Source organism: Bacillus sp. YH3-2-B2, from assembly GCF_053663335.1.
Window position 1 is genome coordinate 881,345 of the sequence record NZ_JBSJQE010000002.1, and the last position, 19,564, is coordinate 900,908.

Below are 19,564 nucleotides of genomic sequence, written 5' to 3' on the forward strand. Positions count from 1 at the left end.
ATACCTCAAATCCATTGTCCAAATCATACTATTTGCAAATTCGGAAAAAAATAAAGGGGATATAGAACTAAAAAATCTGAAAGGTGTGCTCTTAGTCAACACGTTCTAAAGTCATATTTTTCGAAAGGATATTGATTTTTTGATAGGAATAAACTAAATTGTAAAAGTATAGAATAGTTAATTTATTTTGTAAGAAAAGGATGATAATATGATAGGTCAATTGAGCAATAAAAAAATATTTTTAAGTTCTTTTTTCATCATTTTGATCTGTTCATTACTCTTCCAATTCAGTATTTCTGATAAAGTTCTGCAGTCGTATTATTCTTCCGTCGGAGAAAGTACCTACGATATCGGGGAGAAAAGTGTTCGTACGATTGTCATGTTTCTGCAAGGGTTTATGATCTTCACAACTTTTGTGGAAATTCTGATAGGCGGATTTCTATTATTCGTTGCCGCTTTTATTCTCGGTACAAAAAAACCGAAAAAAATATATTTGCTTCTATATACACTGACTTCTTTAATCTCGGCATTTAAAATGTTGATTCTTTCAGTTGTTAACTACTTAACGGCTGATTCCTCGCTTATATATTCTGCCGGCGGCACCAGCTTGAGTCTGCAGCTGCTGGATCCATTTCTGCTCATATCAATTGCGGCTCTTTATGCTGCCGCAGGAAAACTGACCGATCTCAGTAAAGGCAAGAGAATCATTTTGACTGGATGTTTTATTTTATTAAAACTCTTTACTATTTTCTTTAATTATTTTATGGCGGATAAAATTTAGCTCGGGAGAGAGTCAATTAAGCTGAATTTTATTATAAATTAAAAAACAGAGTAGGGAGATGTTATGATGAACTTAGTAAAATCTAATAAAAAGTCTTTCATTTTGTTTGGCGCGGCTCTTGCTGCAGCAACATTGGTTTATGCACTATTATTAACGGGAACTGAATTAAACGTGGCGGCGGCTCATGCATTCTCAGCCAATGCTGAATTAGCTTCGACTCTAGGCATCTCTACAGCAGCAGCTAAAAAAGCAATTGATATTATTGATGCGGCATCAACAATTGCTTCTATCATTTCTCTCATCGGTATCGTTACAGGCGCAGGCGCAATTTCTTATGCAATCGTTGCAACAGCAAAAACAATGATTAAGAAATACGGCAAAAAATACGCAGCTGCTTGGTAAAATCGACCAATAAATAATTGCTCTTTTTGTACAAGCTGCAAAAAGAGCCTCTCTCCCAAATACATATGTAAGGATTGAAAGTATGATAGTCAAACAAATTGCGGCTCTTATCAAATATAATACCCTGTCATCGTTTCGAAAAAGAAAGGAAGATTGGGGCATTCCTCAACTCAACAGCAAACTGCTGTCTGCCATTATTATTTCTCTGTTATGTTTATATCTCGTTTTCCTGGGATGCGGTGTTGTATTCGGGACAAAACTGATTCAGCTGCCCCTCAGCGCATGGGGGCAATTTGTTTTAATCGCCGTTTCACTTGAGCAGCTTTTTTGGGCTGCCGGCTTCTTTAAAGAACATCACAATGCCTTTCTGCTGGATACGCGCAAGGTCATTCATCAATTAAAAAAGGTGCGTTTTTTACAGCTGTTTTCTGTTTTTGCCGGCCAGGCAATCAAAAAAACCATTTTCGTATGGTATCTTTTTGTTTTTCCGGTCTTTTTGTTTTTATCAAGCGCAGGCATGACCGGGTCTGCGGCGATCATCGTATTTTTCTTGGGCTTCGTTTATTTTCTTCTCAATTTATTTTTATCTATGCTGTTTTCTTATGTTGTTTATCTTCTTACAAATATATGGAGCAAATTGTTTTACTTGAAAATCCTGAAAGGCATTTTATTCAGCGTCAGCCTGCTGGTTCCGCTTGCAGTCGGGTATGCCGTTTATCTTCTCGTGTTTGGGGAGTATACCGCAAAGGATATTTCAAGCTTTACGGAGTCACCGGCTTTCCGGAACATCCTCATGAATACGCCGTATGTATGGTTAGCATTCCGCTCACATTCCGTGCTCGTTTTCGCTGCGGTGTTTGCGGCTGCCGTCCTTTTAACGGCGGGGATGTTTAAACTGTGGTCGGCCACGCTGAAGAAAATGGACCTTATTCCTTATATGTTTTTGACAAACGCTGATTTTGCGCCAAAGCTGAAATTATATAGAAATAACAAAATATTTCATGCCGTTTTTCAAAAGGATCTGCTGTTTTTATCGAGAATTGACGGGTTTTTTATCAGGAACTTCGGCAGTATGCTGTATTTGTTCATGCTGTTTTTAGGTTTTTGTATTCCGCTTCTATCGCATCACTTTATCGGGTATTCGGCAGCCGCCATCGTGTCTGCGGCGGTTATCATTGCGAACTTTTCGTATCAGCTCGTCGGAGATGCGCTCAAAACAGTATTATCAGTTGACGGGGAAATAAAAAATCAGCATCTGTTTCACCGGAATATCAAACATGCGTGGCAGCTGGTGTTTCCGAAAGTATGTATTTATAATCTCGCCGCTCTTATCTATTCGTTCATCATCACCATTTTGATTACGGTGTTTTTTCCGTCTTCCGCGGCGCTGACGATTTACTTGTTTATTGTGTTTTTATGTTCGGGTTTTTTATACAGTCTTGTCCAGATTTCAAGCACCGCCCTGTATCCTAAGAAAAACTGGGAGCATCTGTACGAAATTGGAGAAGCGGGGAAAGCAAAGACGTATAACAACTTATACAGTTCTTTCATTTTCATTGTGTCGCTTCAAATCGCTGCGATCACGTCCTATTTTATCTATAAAAAGCCGGAACTTGAAACGATGCTTATTCATTCTGCATCAGGTATTTTTGTCCTGTTCACACTATTAAACTATGGAGTCATGTTTCTGTTTCTTCGCAGAATCAATATGGCGGAAAGGTTTGCGAACAATGATTAAATTAGTGAATATACAAAAAAACTATAGTGAAAAACAGGTATTGAAAGATATTTCGTTTGAGGTGAAAAAAGGCTCAATCTATGCTTTGCTGGGGACTAATGGAGTCGGGAAAACAACGACTTTGAAAATCATTTCGGGCCTGCTTAAACCGACTTCAGGCCGCGTCATGATTGACGGCAAGGAACTGGATTCAGAAGAGGGGGGGCAAATATCGGCTGATATCGGTTTTGTGCCCGACCATGCCTTTTTGTATGATTATTTAACGGGAGTCGAATACTTGCGCTTTACAGCGGAGATGTTTCAAGTTCCGTCTCAGCGGACAAATGATTATATAAAGAATATGTTGGAGACGCTGAAGCTTTCTCAAGACGGAAATCAGCTGATTAAAACTTATTCACATGGAATGAAACAAAAATTATCAATTGCGGCAGCGCTCATTCATCAGCCAAAGATATTAATTCTTGATGAGCCGCTGACGGGCATTGATTTAATCAGCGGTAAAACGATACGGACGTTATTAAAGGAGTACGTCAAGCAGGGAAATACAGTCCTGTTATCGACTCACCTGCTGGAGCTGGCGCATTCGCTGTGCGATACGATCGGTATTATACATGAAGGCGTTTTTGCGGCGGAGTATCAGTCATCTGAGCATTCATTAGAAGAGATTGAAGAATTGGCTGAGCGTATCTATACATGATGAACCGCATGTTGCCGGCAATCAGAACGTCCGCCATTCCGTTAATCGCGTCAGTGCTGTTTTTTTCAGGCGGTGTGGTCGCTGCGTTTTTTTTCGATCACTTTGTTTCATCAGCGGCTTACAACGGCTCGTCAGGCGCGGTTGAACTGCTGAAAAATAATGCAATCGCTTGTCTGTTTTTAGCCGCGGGTTTTCTTACCTTTGGGTTGACCTCTATCTTTTATTTATTCACTAACGGGTTTATTTTAAGCGGCTCTATTATAGAAAATCTGCATAGCGGGGTTCCTTTTTATCAGATTTTTTTACTGCTAATTCCTCATGGTATATTTGAAGTTCCCGCGTTATTATTAAGTGGCGCCATTGGTTTTAAGGGCGTTGAATTGGTCATCAGGCTGTGTTTTTCTAAGGAAAAAAAGATAATGGCTTCAATGTTCAGGCATATTGGAATATTGGTGCTGCTTATTATTTGTCTGCTGATCGCCGCTGCCATTATTGAAGCTTACATCACACCAATTTTTAAGTAAAAGGGGCAGAAATCATATGAGAAGTAAATTATCATTAATCGGTGTGCCGATTGTTATGATTATCGGTTATATCATTTCTTTATCCTTTGAGTGGCTGTTTCCTGTTCTTACTTTTGGGGTTGCAGGACTATATCTCTTTATATTTGCTCCGGTGCAAAATAAATTCATTCGTTACATCTTTTTGTTTATTTTTGTGATTAATCTGTTAGCCAGTGCGGCTCTTTATTTCGGTATTTAATAAAAAAAATGACATTCATATTGAATGTCATTTTTTTTATCTTCGATCGGCTCTGCTGCGTGTTAAAATCTGTCGCCGTTGAAAATAGAGTTTTTTACGATTACATAGTCGACATTACGGATGGCTTCGAGTGTATTGCCGCCTGCGTAAGAGATGGAAGATTGCAGATCCTGCTCCATTTCAACCAGCGTGTCCTGCAAAGACCCTTTATGTTCGACATGCATTTTTTTGCCCTCGACGTTTTTCTTTTCGCCTTTTTGAAATTCAGAAGCGGAGCCGAAATATTCTTTGTACAGCTTTCCGTCGATTTCAATCGTTTGTCCCGGTGATTCTTCGTGGCCGGCGAATAATGATCCGATCATGACCATAGACGCGCCGAATCGGATGGATTTCGCGATATCGCCGTGCGTGCGGATGCCGCCGTCAGCAATGATCGGTTTGCTCGCCGCTTTTGCGCACCAGCGAAGCGCGGCTAATTGCCACCCGCCTGTTCCGAAGCCGGTTTTAATTTTGGTGATGCAGACTTTCCCGGGGCCGATTCCCACTTTTGTCGCGTCAGCGCCCGCGCGTTCCAGCTCCCTTACGGCTTCAGGCGTCCCGACATTCCCTGCGATGACAAAGCTTTCCGGGACATGTTCTTTAATAAATTGAATCATGCTGATCACGGCATTGGAATGGCCGTGCGCGATATCAATGGTAATATAATCCGGCACCAGCTCCTGTTCTTTCAGCTCCCGGATGAATTCATAGTCATTTTCCTTCACGCCGACACTGATGGAAGAAATCAGTCCGCGCGCTTTCATATCCCGGACAAAAGCCAGGCGTTTTTCCGGCTCGAAGCGGTGCATGATATAAAAATACCCGTTTTCCGCGAGCCAGGCCGCGATGTTTTCATCTATAATCGTCTGCATGTTGGCCGGTACGACCGGAAGTTTAAATGTGTGTCCGCCCAACGTAACTGATGTATCACATTCAGATCGGCTTTCAACAATGCATTTTGCAGGAATCAGCTGAATATCTTCGTAATCAAATACATTTTCCATATATAACACCCCTAAAAGCGAATAATATAATTAAATAAAATTAAAATGTTCGTCTTTTTATAATGTACTTCGTTTTGTCAGGAATGTCAAATGATTTCATGCTGCCTCATATGCGGTCAGCTTGTCATCCATTTGCAGTTTGGTTATCATAGTAGTATTGGTTGTTGTAAGATATTTGTTACGATAGATAGATTTGCAGAAGAAGGGAGGGGCCGGTATGGAACAAAAACAGCCCGGGCACAGCCCGAAAACCCAGAAAATTCAGGACCGGATTATTTTAGGCACGATTTGGGTCGTGTCAGCGCTTGTCATTGCGCTCGTTGTCGGAACCGTCATGAATTATATTTGGATGTTTAAATAAAAAAGAGTCTGTGCCGGTATGACACAGACTCTTTTTTATATTATTTTTCAAACATGCTTGTAGAATGCATTGGCTGGACGCGCGCTTTCGGGTCCATGTAAGCCTTCGCGTTGTTCACGGCTGTCGGAGCTTCGCCGAAACCGCTGGCGATCAGCTTGACTTTGCCTTCATATGTGCAGATATCTCCGGCGGCAAAGAAGCCTTCAATATTCGTTTCCATCGTGCTTTTGACGACGATGGAATTTTTCTCGATGTCAAGGCCCCAGTTTTTAATCGGGCCGAGAGAAGAAACAAAGCCGTAGTTTACGATCAGGTCATCAATTTCAATGATTTCTTTACGGTCGCCTTTCACTTCTTCGAGAACGAGCTGTTCGATCCGGTCTTCACCGACAAGTTCAGCGGGAACAAACGGTGTCAGCACGTTGACTTTAGAATTATGCAGGTTTTCGACACTGTGCTCATGCGCGCGGAATTTATCACGGCGGTGGATGATGCTGACTTCTTTAGCAATCGGCTCAAGCATGAGCGCCCAGTCAACAGCGGAATCGCCGCCGCCCAGAACGGCAACGCGTCTGCCTGCGAATTGATTGAGGTCGTCAATGAAGTAGTGCAGGTTTTTGCCTTCATATTGTTCCGCTGATTCCAGCTCAAGCTTTCTCGGCTTAAATGCGCCGTTTCCCGCGGTGATAATGACCGTTTTTGAATAATGCGTTTCTGAATTCGTGACAAGCTTAAACACACCGTCCGCCTGTTTTTCAACAGATTCGACGGCCTGCTCTAAGCAGATGGTCTGATCGAACTTTGCCATTTGCTCTTTTAAGTTATTCACAAGTTCCTGGGCGCGGATTTTCGGGAATCCGGCTACATCATAAATATATTTTTCAGGGTACAGCGCGCTGAGCTGGCCGCCAAGCTGAGGCAGGCTCTCGATGATTTTGACGCTCGCCTGTCTCATTCCCCCGTAAAAAGCGGTAAACAGGCCGACCGGGCCGCCGCCGATGACCGTAATATCATAAACCTTTGAATCCTCTTGCATACCAAATTGCCTCCTAATTGAAAATTGTTATTAATTATAACATAGAATTTGAAAGGATGACGAGTGCCGAAAACCGCCCGGCCGCTTCATTCTTGAAAAAAATTGCGGCCGCCGCTAAGATGGGGACAAATTCCAATCTGTTTTTTCCTGAATGTTTTCCGATTCTTCCGGATAGTATGGTGATATGCAGACATGTGTGGTTTTCTAAAAAATTTTATATTTCATTTCATAAAATCCCGCCAATAAGCTGAAGCTAATACAAATGTTGATTTGATTATGCGTCTAACAGCAAAAAAAAGAAGGTGGATGTGATGGCATTGAATAAACCCAAAATCGTGGTTTTAGGTGCAGGTTATGGTGGATTAATGACAGTAACAAGGCTTCCGAAGCATATCGGGGCAAATGACGCCGACATTACTTTGGTCAATAAACACAATTATCATTATGAAACGACATGGATGCATGAAGCGAGCGCAGGAACGCTGCATCATGACCGCTGCAGATATCAAATAAAAGATGTAATCAATGAATCACGGGTTAAATTTGTGCAGGATACCGTAAAAGCGATAGATGTGCAAAATAAAAAGGTGACGCTTTCACAAGGGGACATCCCTTATGATTATCTCGTCATCGGGCTTGGCGCCGTCCCTGAAACATTCGGGATTAAAGGCTTAAAAGAATTCGCTTTTCCGATCGCGAATATTAATACGTCGCGCCAGCTGAAAGACCATATTGAGCTCCAATTTGCGACATACAATACGGAGGCCGAAAAACGCCCTGACCGCTTAACCATCGTTGTCGGCGGAGCGGGCTTTACGGGAATTGAATTTCTCGGTGAACTTGCGAACCGCAAGCCGGAGTTATGCAGATATTATGATATAGATGAAAGTCTCGTCCGGATCGTCTGTGTCGAGGCCGCCCCGACGGTTTTGCCGGGATTTGATCCGGAGCTTGTCGATTACGCCGTTCAATACCTTGAGAGCAAAGGCGTTGAATTTAAAATCGGCACCGCGGTTCAAGAATGCCGCGCAGACGGTGTCACAGTCGGCAAGAAAGATGAAGAGCCGGAAGAAATCAAATCGCAGACAGTTGTCTGGGCCGCGGGTGTGCGCGGACATCCGATCGTGGAGGAAGCGGGTTTTGAAAATATGCGCGGCCGTGTCAAAGTCAACCCTGATCTTCGGGCGCCGGGACATGATGACGTTTTTATTCTCGGCGACAGCTCGCTCTTTATCAATGAAGAGACGGAACGGCCGTACCCGCCGACTGCTCAGATCGCGATGCAGCAAGGAGAAACGGTCGCCAAAAATCTGGGCGGTTTGATTACAGGAGGCCAGCTTGAAGAGTTTAAGCCTGACATTAAAGGAACGGTCGCCTCCCTCGGTGAGCATAACGCTGTCGGAGTCGTATACGGCAGGAAGCTCAAAGGCATGCCGGCGTCCTTTATGAAAAAGGTCATTGATAACCGCTCGCTATTTATGATCGGCGGGCTGGGCCTGACGCTGAAAAAAGGGAAGTTTAAATTCTTCTGAAAACCCGCGGCCGCGGGTTTTCTCTTCTTTTAAAAAAGAGCGCTATAAAAAGCATGTAAAAGAAAAAAATGAATGTTTCCGCTTACATGAGTTGTTATGTTACATATTCTGACTTGTTGCTTGACAAGTAAATATGATATATTATCAGAAAATTAAGAAAAAGGGTGGTCCGCATGAAAACGACAGCAAAAAGCACGGCGGCGTGTCCGTTCTGCTCAGGTAAAGGGTATTTTCAATTGCTTCTTGGCGGCTCCGAAACATGTCCCTCCTGCCAGGGAAGCGGCAAAGAGAGACGCTGATTTTTCCAGACGTTGACTTTTTTACCGCCCCCGAGGTACACTGAAAGTGCTGTAGGGGGTGGATGTTTGTGATTAGTTTGCCGGTTGTCCTGATCTCAATCGTACTATTTTTTGTACTGTTTTTCGGCATAGGCTTTCTGTTGAACATGCTGCTTAGAATGTCGTGGATTATGGCTGTTGTCTATCCGATTGTATGCCTTTTCATTATCAGCAATAAAAAGATGATCAGTTACGTGCAGGCGCCGGGGGAATCCTTTCAAAGCCTGTTTCAGCGCATCATGTCATTAGCGGTTGCGGATGTCGTGATTTTGGCGGGCGGACTGGCGGGAGCCATCATGTCAGGCATTGCCATAAAGGCGCTCAGAAAAAGAGGATATCAAATGTTTTAAGCCGCTTTCTTATTCAAGAAAGCTTTTTTGTGTCGCGGCGCTTTTTGTATAGCACCTCACCGAGTTGGGAACAATGACTCGGAGGAGAGTGATTTCAGATTGACGATAATCAGACGCGTATTCATGATCGTGCTCTTTTTGGGCGCATGCCATGCGACATACTTTTCCATAACCGGTGTTGAAGCAAAGGATCTGACAAATTGGATGACGGAACATCGCGGCGCCGTTTTGAAAAACATCGGCACTCCGTTTCAATCCTTACAGAATCAGCCGGAAAAGAAGGCATCAGGCAGGGTAAAGCCGCTGGAAGAAGCTTTTGACTGGGAGCGCTATCCGTCACAAAAGGTGACGGCCACCGGTTATACCGCCGGAGCGGAATCTACCGGAAAATCTCCGGGTCATCCGCAGTACGGAATTACATATTCGGGCGTGAAGGTCAAACGCGATTTATATTCAACTGTTGCGGCCGATCCGTCTGTTTTCCCGATCGGGACGATTCTGTTTATACCGAATTACGGTTACGGGGTTGTCGCCGATACCGGCTCAAAAATTAAAGGCAGCCGCCTTGACCTCTACTTTGACACCGTCAAGGACGTCTATAACAATTGGGGCAAAAAAACACTTGAAGTCTACATTATTAAAAAAGGGAACGGCACAGTGACTGAGGACGAACTTGTAAAGCTGAACGAAACAAAGTCGCTGCAAGTGTTCAGAAATCAATACAAAACGGTAAAAGAATAAAAACGCTTCAGCATCCGCTGAAGCGTTTTTACATAAAGAAATAATCTAAAATCAATGTCAGCACAATACCGGTGACGCCGCCGAAGAACACTTCAATCGGCTGATGGCCGAGCAGTTCTTTCAGTTTCTTTTGTTTTTCTTTCTCTTCCGCTTTCTGAAAGTCCTTCGCTTCGCTGACAAACCGATTAAAGTCGATGACCAGTTTATTAATGACTGTCGCCTGTTCACCCGCATGCCGCCTGACACCTGTAGCATCGAACATCGTAATGACGGCGAAAATCGCGGCGACTGCAAACAGGGGCGAGTCCAGTCCCTGTTCCAAAGCGATTCCGGTTGACAGCGCGGTGACGGCAGCGGAATGGGAGCTCGGCATGCCGCCGGTGCTCGTCACAAGAGACCAGTCAAGTTTTTTGGATACGATAAATTGAATAGGCACTTTTACAACTTGGGCAAAAATAATGGCGGCAAAACTCGCCAGTAAAGGAAAATTCATAAGTACATCCATATGCGACATCCTTTCTGTATCTGCTGATTCCGATCGTATCGAAAAACTGCAGAAAACGCCCTTAGTTTGGTAAAATAAAATCAATGAAAAATGTTTTTTCATTATACCACTTTACATAACAAATACCCACATAAGGAGTGTGTACTCATGTTTTATGCATCTGATCAACTGCGGCATCCCGAAACACTGGTCATCGGTCTTTTTCAAAAAAGCACGCTGAACGGATTTACGAAGGAATTGGATGATAAATTGGACGGTCATCTGACCCAGCTGTTAAAGGATGGTGATGTGTCCGCCAAACGCAATCGTGTATCAAAAGTATACCCTCCGGCTGCGACCGGTATGAAACGTATTTATTTTATCGGCCTGGGAAGAGAAGCGGATTATTCGTTTGAAGATACGAAAGAATGCTTTGCACGAGTATTTCAGCAGATTCATCAAGATAAAAAACAGGAAGTATCCGTGTTGCTCGATACATTCGTCTCCGGGGAAGTGCCTGCCGCCGATGCCGCTCATGCGCTTTCGGAAAGCTGTCTGCTTGCGGTTTACGAAGTGCAGGATTATAAACATAAATCGAATGAGCCGGATCAGGAACTGAAATCAGTCTGCGCCGTGACCGAAGAAGACCTGAGGGAAGTGCAGGCCGGCCTGAACGTCGGCGCGGCATACGGCCAAGGGACGAATTCAGCCCGCACGCTTGTGAATATGCCGGGTAATATGCTGACGGCCACTGATTTGGCGTCATATGCCGCTGAGCTTGCGGCAAAATACGATTTCGAGTGTGAAATTTTAGAAAAAGATGAAATGGAAGAGCTCGGCATGGGCGGGCTGCTTGCTGTTAACAAAGGCTCATCCGAACCGCCGAAAATGATCGTTCTGAAGTATCAGGGCAAAGATCAGTGGGAAGACGTCATCGGCCTGGTCGGTAAAGGAATTACCTTTGATACGGGCGGATATTCAATTAAGCCGAAAACCGGCATCGTCGGCATGAAAAGCGATATGGGAGGGGCCGCCTCGGTATTGGGCGCAATGGAAATTATCGGCGAACTCCGGCCTGAACAAAACGTGCTCGCCGTCATACCGTCTACGGACAACATGATTTCGTCCGATGCTATGAAGCCTGATGACGTCATCGTCTCGCTCAGCGGAAAAACCATTGAGATCCTGAACACCGATGCGGAAGGGCGTCTCGTGCTTGCCGACGGCATCACATACGCCAAGCAGCACGGAGCCTCTGTCCTTGTAGACGTCGCAACGTTAACGGGCGGTGTCATTGTCGCCTTAGGGAACGAAATGACGGGCGCCATGACCAATCACGCCGCGTTTTATGAACAAGTGGCGGAATCGGCGAAAGAATCCGGCGAGCCGATCTGGCAGCTTCCGATTACAGAAAAGGATAAAAAACGGGTGAGAAACAGTCAGATGGCTGATTTGAACAATTCCCCGGGAAGAGAAGGCCACGCGATTATGGCGGGGGCATTCCTTGGTGAATTCGCGGAAAACACGCCGTGGGTTCATCTCGATATTGCGGGAACTGCGACAGCGAATAAAGCGACATGCTTCGGCCCTGCCGGCGCAACAGGCGTCATGGCAAGGACGTTGGCTGTTTTGACTGAGCGGTTTACGCCCGAAAGATAACAGCATCCCGCTGCCTTGATGCAGCGGGTTTTTTGATTTCCAAAATCTTTAGTTGACTAAAGCGCAGAATGTATGTTAACTTTAATTATCTACTACATTAGCAAACTAAAGGATTTTTGGAGGGACTCATCAATGAATGCTGTTGTTGTCGCAGTATTGCTTATGCTCGTCTTAAGCCTGCTGCGTGTCAATATTATTATAGCTTTAATGATCGGCGCGCTTGCCGGCGGGCTGACCGGCGGCTTAGGCCTCGGAGAGACGGTGAAGGCTTTTACGGACGGTCTCGGCGGAAATGCCACCGTCGCGGTCAGCTACGCGCTGCTCGGAGCATTTGCCGCGGCGCTGACAAAGACGGGGCTTCCCGATGCAATGGTGGAAGCGTCTGTCAAACTAATCGGAAAAAAGGAAGATTCGCGGAAAAAAGCACTGTCAAAAGTGTTAATCGTACTGATTATTTTAATCATATCCTGTTTCTCGCAAAACGTGGTGCCCGTTCACATTGCGTTTATTCCTGTATTGATTCCGCCGCTTTTAAAAATATTTAACGAACTTGAAATAGACCGCAGACTGATCGCGTGTGTGATGACATTCGGACTGACTGCGCCGTATATCGTTCTGCCTGTCGGATTCGGACAGATTTTCCAGGGGATGCTGAGAGATAATATGGCGTCAGCCGGTTTAAAGGTGCCGCTCAGTGATATTCCGTATGCTTTAATCATCCCGACGGCCGGGATGGTAGTCGGTTTAATTTTATCCGTCATCGTCTTCCGGAAACCGAAGAAATATGAGACGAAGGAGATTGCCGGACTGTCGTCTTCTCCTTATACGAAAAAAAGCATTGCCATCGCTCTGATCTCCATTGCCGTGTCGCTTGCCGTTCAGCTCTATCTGTCACAAGTGCTCGGAGTGGAAGGTATGATCATGGGCGCGCTTGCCGGCTTGTTTACGCTGTTTATCAGCGGAGTCATGAAGCGCAATGAAGCGGATAAGCTGATCACGGACGGCATGATTCTGATGGCTTTTATCGGGTTTGTCATGCTTGTTGCGGCCGGTTTTTCAAATGTATTGAACAAAACGGGCGATGTGGCTTCCTTGGTCAAAGCATCAACAGGCTTTATCGGTCACAGTCAATCATTAGGCGCGCTCCTGATGCTGGTGGTCGGTTTATTAATCACGATGGGAATCGGATCATCATTTGCAACCGTACCCGTCATTACGACCATATTTGTCCCGCTGTGCGCTCAGCTCGGATTCAGCCCGATGGCGACGATCGCCGTAATCGGAGCGGCCGCCGCGGTCGGTGATGCGGGTTCTCCTGCAAGTGACAGTACGCTCGGCCCGACGTCAGGCCTCAGCGCTGACGGACAGCACCACCACATTTGGGATACGTGCGTACCGACATTTATTTTCTATAACATTCCGCTTGTGATATTCGGGTGGATTGCCGCGCTTGTTCTGTAAAAAAGGCTCCCGGAAAGGGGAGCCTTTTTGTATGCTGAGAACATCTTACGCCGGATTTCTGCTGAACCCCGTCGCTTTATGAATAGACCTGTATACGGCAGGCGTGATAGATGCCAATAACAGTGCTAAAATGATATCTTTTATGAAAAACCATATCATGTAAAACCAGGCCATTCCGTAGCTGATCGGAGCATGAAGCCATAATTTCAGCGCAATATACGTATAGGACGTGCCAATGATATAAATGACGGCGGTACCGATCAAAGAGGCCCATGCATAATGCAGGCGGCCGGGTTTTTTTGTTTTTTCCAGCAGCCATCCGGCTGCAAATGCCGCCGGGATGTAAGCGAGAATAAATCCGCCGCTCTTTCCGATAAACGGCGCAAAGCCTGCTGAGAATTGAGCGAAAACAGGCGCCCCCGCGAGTCCGGCCAATGCGTATACCGTCATTGCAATGGCTGCCCGTCTGGCGCCGAGAAGCATCGCAGCTAACAGACAAAAGAAAGGCTGCAGCGATAACGGGATTCCCGCAACTTGCAAAAAAGGAGCCATTGATGTAATGTTGGCGCCGACGGCCATCAGGGCGGCAAACATGCCGATAAGCGCCATATCGCCCGCGCGAAGGTTGCGTTGTTTCATTTGTTTTTCCCCCTTACACTTGTACCAGATTAGCGTAATCGAAGGGTGATTGATTGTCAACAAAGATTTAATATAGGTTTACTAAATGGAGGGAGCCATATGTTTTTCGGGAAAACGAGACAAACAAAACAGTCGGAACGGATTCCGCCAAATCAAAATGTCACAACGAAGTTTCCCGTGCTTCACGCCGGAAATGTTCCTTATTATGAAGATATGTCAAAATGGAATCTGCAAGTGTACGGGCTTGTTGACCGTCCTATGCTGTTAAGCTTTGAAGATATCAAAGCTTTTCCGGAAGCCGAAGTGAAAAATGATATTCATTGCGTCACGGGCTGGTCCCGTCTTGATAATATCTGGCAGGGAATACGCGCCAAAGACATCGCTGAGAAAGCGGGTGTGCACAAAGAAGCGGGATTCGTCATTCTGCACGCTGAAGAGGGCTGGACGGCCAACCTGCCGCTTTCTGATTTTACGCGGGAAACATCCCTGCTGGCATATGCGCATAACGGCGAGCCGTTAACGCCAGAGCACGGCTATCCGCTCAGAGGCGTTTTCCCCCATCTTTATTTCTGGAAAAGCGCAAAATGGCTGCGCGGCATTCAGTTCACAAAGGAAAACCACCCCGGCTTTTGGGAGAAAAACGGCTACCATATGAGGGGAGATCCATGGAAGAATGAGCGCTTTACATGGGATTAAGCCCCTATCCCTACATAGTTCTTAGGTACCTTATTGAAATAAGGTGCTTTTTTTATATCAAAAATCCATTGACTTTGTTTGGCAAAAAACCTATTATTTGAGGTGTCTTTTGATATTGAAAATCATTATCAATAAGGATAGATAAAGCAATTGCCACAAAGGGGATGAACACATAATGGACGGAAAACAAATAAACCGGGGGTTCGCGCCGGCCGGCCGATACGCGGTTCCGGGCACAGAAGTAAGAGAAATGCGCTCAAAAGGAGGCCGTACGTATCGTATCTTTGTCTCTTTACCTCAGGAAGAACCGCCTGCATCCGGCTTCCCTGTCATATACCTGCTCGATGCGAATTCCGTGTTCGGCACAATGGCCGAAGCTTTGCGGGTACAAAGCCGACGGCCTGAAAAAACAGGCGTTGTGCCGGCGGTGATTGTCGGAATCGGCTACCCGACAGATCAGCCGTTTTCCGCCGAACGGCACAGTGATTTTACGATGCCGCTTTCTGAATCAGAACTACCGGTGCATCCGCGCGGCGCGGCATGGCCCGAACAGGGAGGGGCGGAAGCGTTTCTGGAGTTTATAGAAGAAGAAGTAAAGCCCGCGATGGAGCGGGATTATCCGATCGACAGAGGCAGGCAGACGATTTTCGGCCATTCGCTGGGCGGTCTTTTTGTGCTGCAAGTGCTTTTGACGAGGCCGGACATGTTCCAGACCTATGTTGCGGGAAGTCCGTCAATTCATTGGAACAAGCGTTTTATTCAGGAAAACGCGGAACGTTTGTCAGACCGGCTCTCTGCGGAAAATCTTCAAGTCAGCGTATTGCTGGCTGCGGGAGAAATTGAAAAAACACATAAAAGCAGAATCCCGGAGCACGCAGAGGCGCTGTACTCTTTATTATCCGGATTTGAAGGTGATGGAGTCCGCGCTGAATACAGCGAGTTTGAAGGAGAGGGCCATATTTCTGTCCTGCCCGTTTTAATCAGCAGAGCCCTGCGTTTCTGCCTGAATCCGGGAGGGCCGCATACCCCGTATTCTCCCGCATGAGAAAAAACAGGCCCTTCGAACTAAATGCGGCTGATTCTAATTTTCTAATTGACTGCGTGTTTTGATTTGGATATGATTGTCTTGAATCATAATTGATAATGATAATCATTATCAATATAGAAAGGGAATGATAATATGGACGCATTGGGAATGAAAGGGAAAACGGCCGTTGTCACCGGCGCCGCTCAAGGCATCGGAGAAGCAACAGCGCTTGCCCTTGCTGAACAAGGCGTAAATGTGGCAGCTATAGATACAAATGAAGACCTGCTTCCCGGGCTAACTGACAGACTTCGGCAAAAAGGCGTGCAGGCGCAGGGGTTTGCCGCAGATGTATCTGACAGTGCGGCTGTCAATGATATCATCGCTGCCGTTGAACGTGACATGGGGCCTATTGAAATATTGGCGAACGTTGCGGGCGTGCTGCGGCCGGGTCCGGTGCAATCCCTCAGTGATGAAGATTGGGATCAAACATTTTCTGTTAATACGACCGGCGTATTTCATGTATCGCGGGCTGTCAGCCGGTACATGATGGAGCGGAAAAAAGGCGCCATCATAACGGTCGGTTCGAATGCAGCCGGCGTTCCGCGTGCTTCCATGGCGGCTTATGCGGCGTCGAAAGCGGCTGCCGCCATGTTTACGAAATGCCTCGGACTGGAGCTTGCGGCCTATCATATCCGCTGCAACATCGTATCTCCCGGTTCAACGGAAACCGACATGCAGCGGGCGCTGTGGCGGGATGAAAACGGAGCACAGGACGTTATCAGAGGTTCGCTTGATACATATAAAACGGGAATTCCGCTTCAAAAGCTGGCAAAGCCTTCTGATATTGCAAATGCCGTTTTGTTTCTGGCCTCTGAACAGGCAAGCCATATCACGATGCATGATTTATGCGTTGATGGCGGCGCTACTTTAGGCGTTTGATGTAACGAAAAGGAGGGACAAACATGACAAATCAACCTGTATTGACGGAAGTGGCTGCAAAAAAGGTGCTGGATACTTACAAGCCCGGGGCGTTCTTTTTAGCTTCCCCGAAAAGGACGATGCTTGCGGAAGGTGTGTTTGCAAAAGTGCCGGATGCAGACGCGGAGAATCAGCTGGATTCACTGCCTGAACGTGTGAGACAGACGCTTCTTGAGGCAAAGCAAGCCGGCATCAAACATCCGATTGCGGCCGGCGCCATTCCTTTTGACGGAAGAAAAGCTTCCCGGCTTTTTGTACCGAAGATTGTCCATACGGCAGGCCCGCTTTCGTTTGCGGAATCTTCCGCAGAAAAGCCGCAATCCAATACATATGACATCCGTCCCGTTCCGGAGCCTGAGGGCTTTATGAGCGGTGTGGAACAAGGCGTATTCAACATTACGGACGGTCCGCTCAGCAAAATCGTGCTGTCAAGGACGCTTCATCTGACCGCTGAAAAGGATATCGACATTCCTCAGGCCGTCAAGCATTTGGCGCAGCACAACCCGCGCGGCTATACATTCGCTGCGGATGTGACGGGAACGTCAGAAACAAGAAAAACGCTTTTCGGCGCAAGTCCTGAACTGCTGCTGTCCAAAAACGGAACATCGATTCTGTCCAATCCGCTGGCAGGTTCCAGACCTCGCAGCGCAGATCCCGCCGAGGATCAGAGAAGAGCGGAAGAACTGCTGCAATCAGCAAAAGATCTGCATGAACATGCCGTAGTCGTGGCCGCCGTGGCCGCCGCCCTAAAACCGTTCTGCCGTGTGCTTGATGTGCCGGAAAAACCGTCACTCATTAAAACTGAGGCGATGTGGCACCTGTCCACCGAGGTAAAGGGAGAGCTTAGTGATCCGTCAACGACATCACTTGAGCTGGCCATCGCCCTGCATCCGACGCCCGCGGTATGCGGAACGCCGACGGATGCGGCGAGAGAAGCGATTCAGGATATTGAACCGTTTGACCGCAATTTCTATACGGGAATGGCGGGCTGGTGTGATGCTGAAGGCGACGGAGAATGGATTATCGCACTCCGCTGCGCCGAAGCGGAAACAAGGTCTCTCCGGCTCTTTGCGGGTGCCGGGATTGTCGCCGGATCAAAGCCGCAGGATGAATTGGACGAGACATCGGCGAAATTCCGCACCATGCTCCGGGCGATGGGGCTTTACCAAGATGAGTTGTAAAAAAGGAGGGAACGGATCGTGCTGACTGGATTTACGCCATGGCCGGAAGAATGGGCTGACAAATACCGAAAAGACGGCTGCTGGAAGGGTGAGACGTTCGGAGGAATGCTGAAAGAGCGCGCGGCTTTATACGGAAATCAAACTGCCGTGACGTGTAAAGATGTACATTGGACCTACAAAGAATTAGATGAAAGGGCCGATCGTTTAGCGGCGGGACTGCATAAGCTCGGAATTCAAAAGGAAGACCGCGTTGTCGTGCAGCTGCCGAATATCGCTGAGTTTTTTGAAGTGATTTTCGCGCTGTTCCGTCTCGGAGCACTGCCCGTTTTCGCGCTGCCTTCTCATAGAAGCAGTGAGATTACGTATTTCTGCGAGTTTGCAGAGGCGAAAGCATACATCATTCCTGATACGCATTCAGGTTTTGATTACAGGGCGCTGGCCAGACAGGTGAAAGACAAACTTCCGGATTTGGCGCATGTCATTGTGGCCGGCGAAACTGAAGAGTTTCAGGAACTGAGCAGCCTGCATAGAGAGCCTGTTCAGCTGGAAGAGGTAAGCCCGGCGGAAGTCGCCTTTTTACAGCTTTCAGGAGGCAGTACGGGGCTGTCCAAGCTGATTCCGCGAACACACGACGATTACATATACAGTTTGCGCCTCAGCGCGGAAATATGCGGCTTGGATCATCACAGCGTTTATTTGGCCGCTCTGCCGACAGCGCATAATTATCCGCTCAGCTCGCCCGGTGTGCTGGGAACTTTATATGCCGGAGGCCGGGTTGTTCTGTCACCGACGCCGAGTCCGGATGACTGCTTCCCGTTAATTGAAAAAGAACGTGTCACGATTACAGCGCTCGTCCCGCCGCTTGCGATGGTGTGGATGGACGCATCCGGTTCACGAAGTGATGATTTATCAAGCCTTCAAGTGCTGCAGGTGGGAGGCGCCAAATTCAGTGCTGAGGCCGCCCGCCGCGTAAAGAGCGCTTTCGGATGCACCCTTCAGCAGGTTTTCGGAATGGCGGAAGGATTGGTGAATTATACGAGACTGGATGATCCTGAAGAGATCATTGTCAATACGCAAGGCAGACCGATGTCACCTTTTGATGAGGTAAGGGTTTTAGACGATGACGGGCGGGATGTCGCCCCCGGTGAAGCGGGACATTTGTTTACACGCGGCCCTTACACGATTCGCGGATATTATAAAGCGCCTGAACATAATGAAAGATCATTCACAGCCGACGGATTTTATCAGACCGGCGATATCGTCAAACTGACGGCGGACGGCTATATCATCGTCGAAGGACGTGCGAAAGATCAAATCAATCGGGGCGGGGAAAAAATAGCCGCTGAGGAGGTGGAAAATCACCTTCTTGCGCACCCTGCCGTTCATGATGCGGCCATGGTTTCAATGCCGGATGATTTTCTCGGAGAGCGATCCTGTGTGTTCGTCATCCCGAAAGGAGAAGCGCCGAAACCGGGAGAGCTGAAAGCATTTTTACGTGAGCGCGGATTGGCGGCATATAAAATCCCCGACCGGATTGAATTTATCGCTTCTTTCCCGAAAACCGGCGTCGGCAAGGTCAGTAAAAAGGACCTTCGCGAAACGATCGCCCAAAAAGTAAAGCCGGCTGAAATCAAACAATCTTAAAAAAAGGAAGTGTT

At 46.9% G+C, this 19,564-nt stretch carries 22 protein-coding genes; 18 read left to right on the top strand and 4 right to left on the bottom strand.

The features are described from left to right. Positions 1-208 precede the first annotated feature (208 nt). The 6 genes from ACWJJX_RS09435 to ACWJJX_RS09460 all read left to right on the top strand — a co-directional run bounded on the left by ACWJJX_RS09435 (position 209) and on the right by ACWJJX_RS09460 (position 4,380). Complete coding sequence (locus tag ACWJJX_RS09435; protein WP_017419448.1) at positions 209-781, top strand: hypothetical protein; 573 nt, start codon at positions 209-211, stop codon at positions 779-781. Positions 782-847: 66 nt separating this feature from the next. Continuing rightward, positions 848-1,183, top strand: coding sequence for an uberolysin/carnocyclin family circular bacteriocin (locus ACWJJX_RS09440; RefSeq protein ID WP_003151973.1), 336 nt, complete (start codon positions 848-850; stop codon positions 1,181-1,183). 82 nt (positions 1,184-1,265) lie between these two features. Further along, positions 1,266-2,921 (top strand): hypothetical protein, encoded by a 1,656-nt coding sequence (locus ACWJJX_RS09445; RefSeq protein ID WP_003151974.1) that lies wholly within the window; start codon positions 1,266-1,268, stop codon positions 2,919-2,921. Continuing rightward, positions 2,914-3,618, top strand: a complete 705-nt coding sequence (locus ACWJJX_RS09450; protein WP_003151975.1) for an ABC transporter ATP-binding protein — start codon at positions 2,914-2,916, stop codon at positions 3,616-3,618. Before ACWJJX_RS09445 ends, ACWJJX_RS09450 begins: the two co-directional genes overlap by 8 nt. Continuing rightward, complete coding sequence (locus ACWJJX_RS09455; protein ID WP_176283514.1) at positions 3,615-4,142, top strand: stage II sporulation protein M; 528 nt, start codon at positions 3,615-3,617, stop codon at positions 4,140-4,142. The genes ACWJJX_RS09450 and ACWJJX_RS09455 overlap by 4 nt, the downstream gene beginning before the upstream one ends. 16 nt (positions 4,143-4,158) lie before the next feature. Continuing rightward, the gene (locus ACWJJX_RS09460) at positions 4,159-4,380 is read left to right on the top strand and encodes a DUF5970 family protein (protein WP_003151978.1); all 222 of its coding nucleotides are present in this window, start codon (positions 4,159-4,161) and stop codon (positions 4,378-4,380) included. A 62-nt stretch (positions 4,381-4,442) separates the two neighbouring features. Here the strand turns inward: ACWJJX_RS09460 and guaC are convergent, their stop codons facing one another. Next, positions 4,443-5,423 carry a GMP reductase gene (gene guaC, locus ACWJJX_RS09465; protein WP_031378398.1) on the bottom strand — a complete coding sequence of 327 codons (981 nt, stop codon included), beginning with the start codon at positions 5,421-5,423 and terminating at the stop codon, positions 4,443-4,445. 217 nt (positions 5,424-5,640) lie between these two features. Between guaC and ACWJJX_RS09470 the strand changes: the two genes are divergently transcribed. After that, positions 5,641-5,784, top strand: a complete 144-nt coding sequence (locus tag ACWJJX_RS09470; protein WP_176212298.1) for a hypothetical protein — start codon at positions 5,641-5,643, stop codon at positions 5,782-5,784. Between the two features lie 40 nt (positions 5,785-5,824). Here ACWJJX_RS09470 and yumC read toward each other — a convergent pair whose 3' ends face one another. Beyond that, complete coding sequence (gene yumC, locus ACWJJX_RS09475; protein WP_020956286.1) at positions 5,825-6,820, bottom strand: ferredoxin--NADP reductase 2; 996 nt, start codon at positions 6,818-6,820, stop codon at positions 5,825-5,827. A gap of 311 nt (positions 6,821-7,131) precedes the next feature. Between yumC and ACWJJX_RS09480 the strand changes: the two genes are divergently transcribed. The 4 genes from ACWJJX_RS09480 (at position 7,132) to ACWJJX_RS09495 (ending at position 9,781) form a co-directional block, all read left to right on the top strand. Next, positions 7,132-8,352, top strand: coding sequence for an NAD(P)/FAD-dependent oxidoreductase (locus tag ACWJJX_RS09480; protein WP_454022930.1), 1,221 nt, complete (start codon positions 7,132-7,134; stop codon positions 8,350-8,352). A 173-nt stretch (positions 8,353-8,525) separates the two neighbouring features. Next, entirely contained in the window at positions 8,526-8,651 is a 126-nt protein-coding gene (locus tag ACWJJX_RS09485) for a YuiA family protein (RefSeq protein WP_007408708.1), read from the top strand. A 68-nt stretch (positions 8,652-8,719) separates the two neighbouring features. Then, positions 8,720-9,040, top strand: a complete 321-nt coding sequence (locus tag ACWJJX_RS09490) for a YuiB family protein (protein WP_003151989.1) — start codon at positions 8,720-8,722, stop codon at positions 9,038-9,040. A 99-nt stretch (positions 9,041-9,139) separates the two neighbouring features. Further along, positions 9,140-9,781: a 3D domain-containing protein gene (locus tag ACWJJX_RS09495; protein ID WP_003151990.1), complete on the top strand. Its 642-nt coding sequence runs from the start codon at positions 9,140-9,142 to the stop codon at positions 9,779-9,781. Positions 9,782-9,809: 28 nt separating this feature from the next. Here ACWJJX_RS09495 and ACWJJX_RS09500 read toward each other — a convergent pair whose 3' ends face one another. Continuing rightward, on the bottom strand, positions 9,810-10,286 hold the full coding sequence (locus ACWJJX_RS09500; protein ID WP_003151991.1) for a divergent PAP2 family protein: 477 nt from the start codon (positions 10,284-10,286) through the stop codon (positions 9,810-9,812). Positions 10,287-10,433: 147 nt separating this feature from the next. Between ACWJJX_RS09500 and ACWJJX_RS09505 the strand changes: the two genes are divergently transcribed. Together ACWJJX_RS09505 and ACWJJX_RS09510 are read left to right on the top strand one after the other, a co-directional pair. Further along, complete coding sequence (locus tag ACWJJX_RS09505; RefSeq protein WP_003151992.1) at positions 10,434-11,924, top strand: leucyl aminopeptidase; 1,491 nt, start codon at positions 10,434-10,436, stop codon at positions 11,922-11,924. Positions 11,925-12,056: 132 nt separating this feature from the next. Next, positions 12,057-13,385, top strand: a complete 1,329-nt coding sequence (locus ACWJJX_RS09510; RefSeq protein WP_025650207.1) for a Na+/H+ antiporter NhaC family protein — start codon at positions 12,057-12,059, stop codon at positions 13,383-13,385. 45 nt (positions 13,386-13,430) lie between these two features. On the opposite strand, the gene ACWJJX_RS09515 is transcribed toward ACWJJX_RS09510, so the two are convergent. Continuing rightward, positions 13,431-14,024 carry a biotin transporter BioY gene (locus ACWJJX_RS09515; protein WP_102422012.1) on the bottom strand — a complete coding sequence of 198 codons (594 nt, stop codon included), beginning with the start codon at positions 14,022-14,024 and terminating at the stop codon, positions 13,431-13,433. A gap of 99 nt (positions 14,025-14,123) precedes the next feature. On the opposite strand from ACWJJX_RS09515, the gene ACWJJX_RS09520 reads away from it, so the two are divergent. The 5 genes from ACWJJX_RS09520 to ACWJJX_RS09540 all read left to right on the top strand — a co-directional run bounded on the left by ACWJJX_RS09520 (position 14,124) and on the right by ACWJJX_RS09540 (position 19,550). Then, positions 14,124-14,720: a sulfite oxidase-like oxidoreductase gene (locus ACWJJX_RS09520; protein ID WP_070082300.1), complete on the top strand. Its 597-nt coding sequence runs from the start codon at positions 14,124-14,126 to the stop codon at positions 14,718-14,720. 175 nt (positions 14,721-14,895) lie between these two features. After that, positions 14,896-15,765 carry an alpha/beta hydrolase gene (locus ACWJJX_RS09525; protein ID WP_454022931.1) on the top strand — a complete coding sequence of 290 codons (870 nt, stop codon included), beginning with the start codon at positions 14,896-14,898 and terminating at the stop codon, positions 15,763-15,765. Between the two features lie 135 nt (positions 15,766-15,900). After that, complete coding sequence (locus tag ACWJJX_RS09530; protein WP_014305732.1) at positions 15,901-16,686, top strand: 2,3-dihydro-2,3-dihydroxybenzoate dehydrogenase; 786 nt, start codon at positions 15,901-15,903, stop codon at positions 16,684-16,686. A gap of 23 nt (positions 16,687-16,709) precedes the next feature. After that, positions 16,710-17,906, top strand: coding sequence for an isochorismate synthase DhbC (gene dhbC / locus ACWJJX_RS09535; RefSeq protein ID WP_063174630.1), 1,197 nt, complete (start codon positions 16,710-16,712; stop codon positions 17,904-17,906). Between the two features lie 18 nt (positions 17,907-17,924). Beyond that, entirely contained in the window at positions 17,925-19,550 is a 1,626-nt protein-coding gene (locus ACWJJX_RS09540; RefSeq protein ID WP_128574726.1) for a (2,3-dihydroxybenzoyl)adenylate synthase, read from the top strand. Positions 19,551-19,564 lie beyond the last annotated feature (14 nt).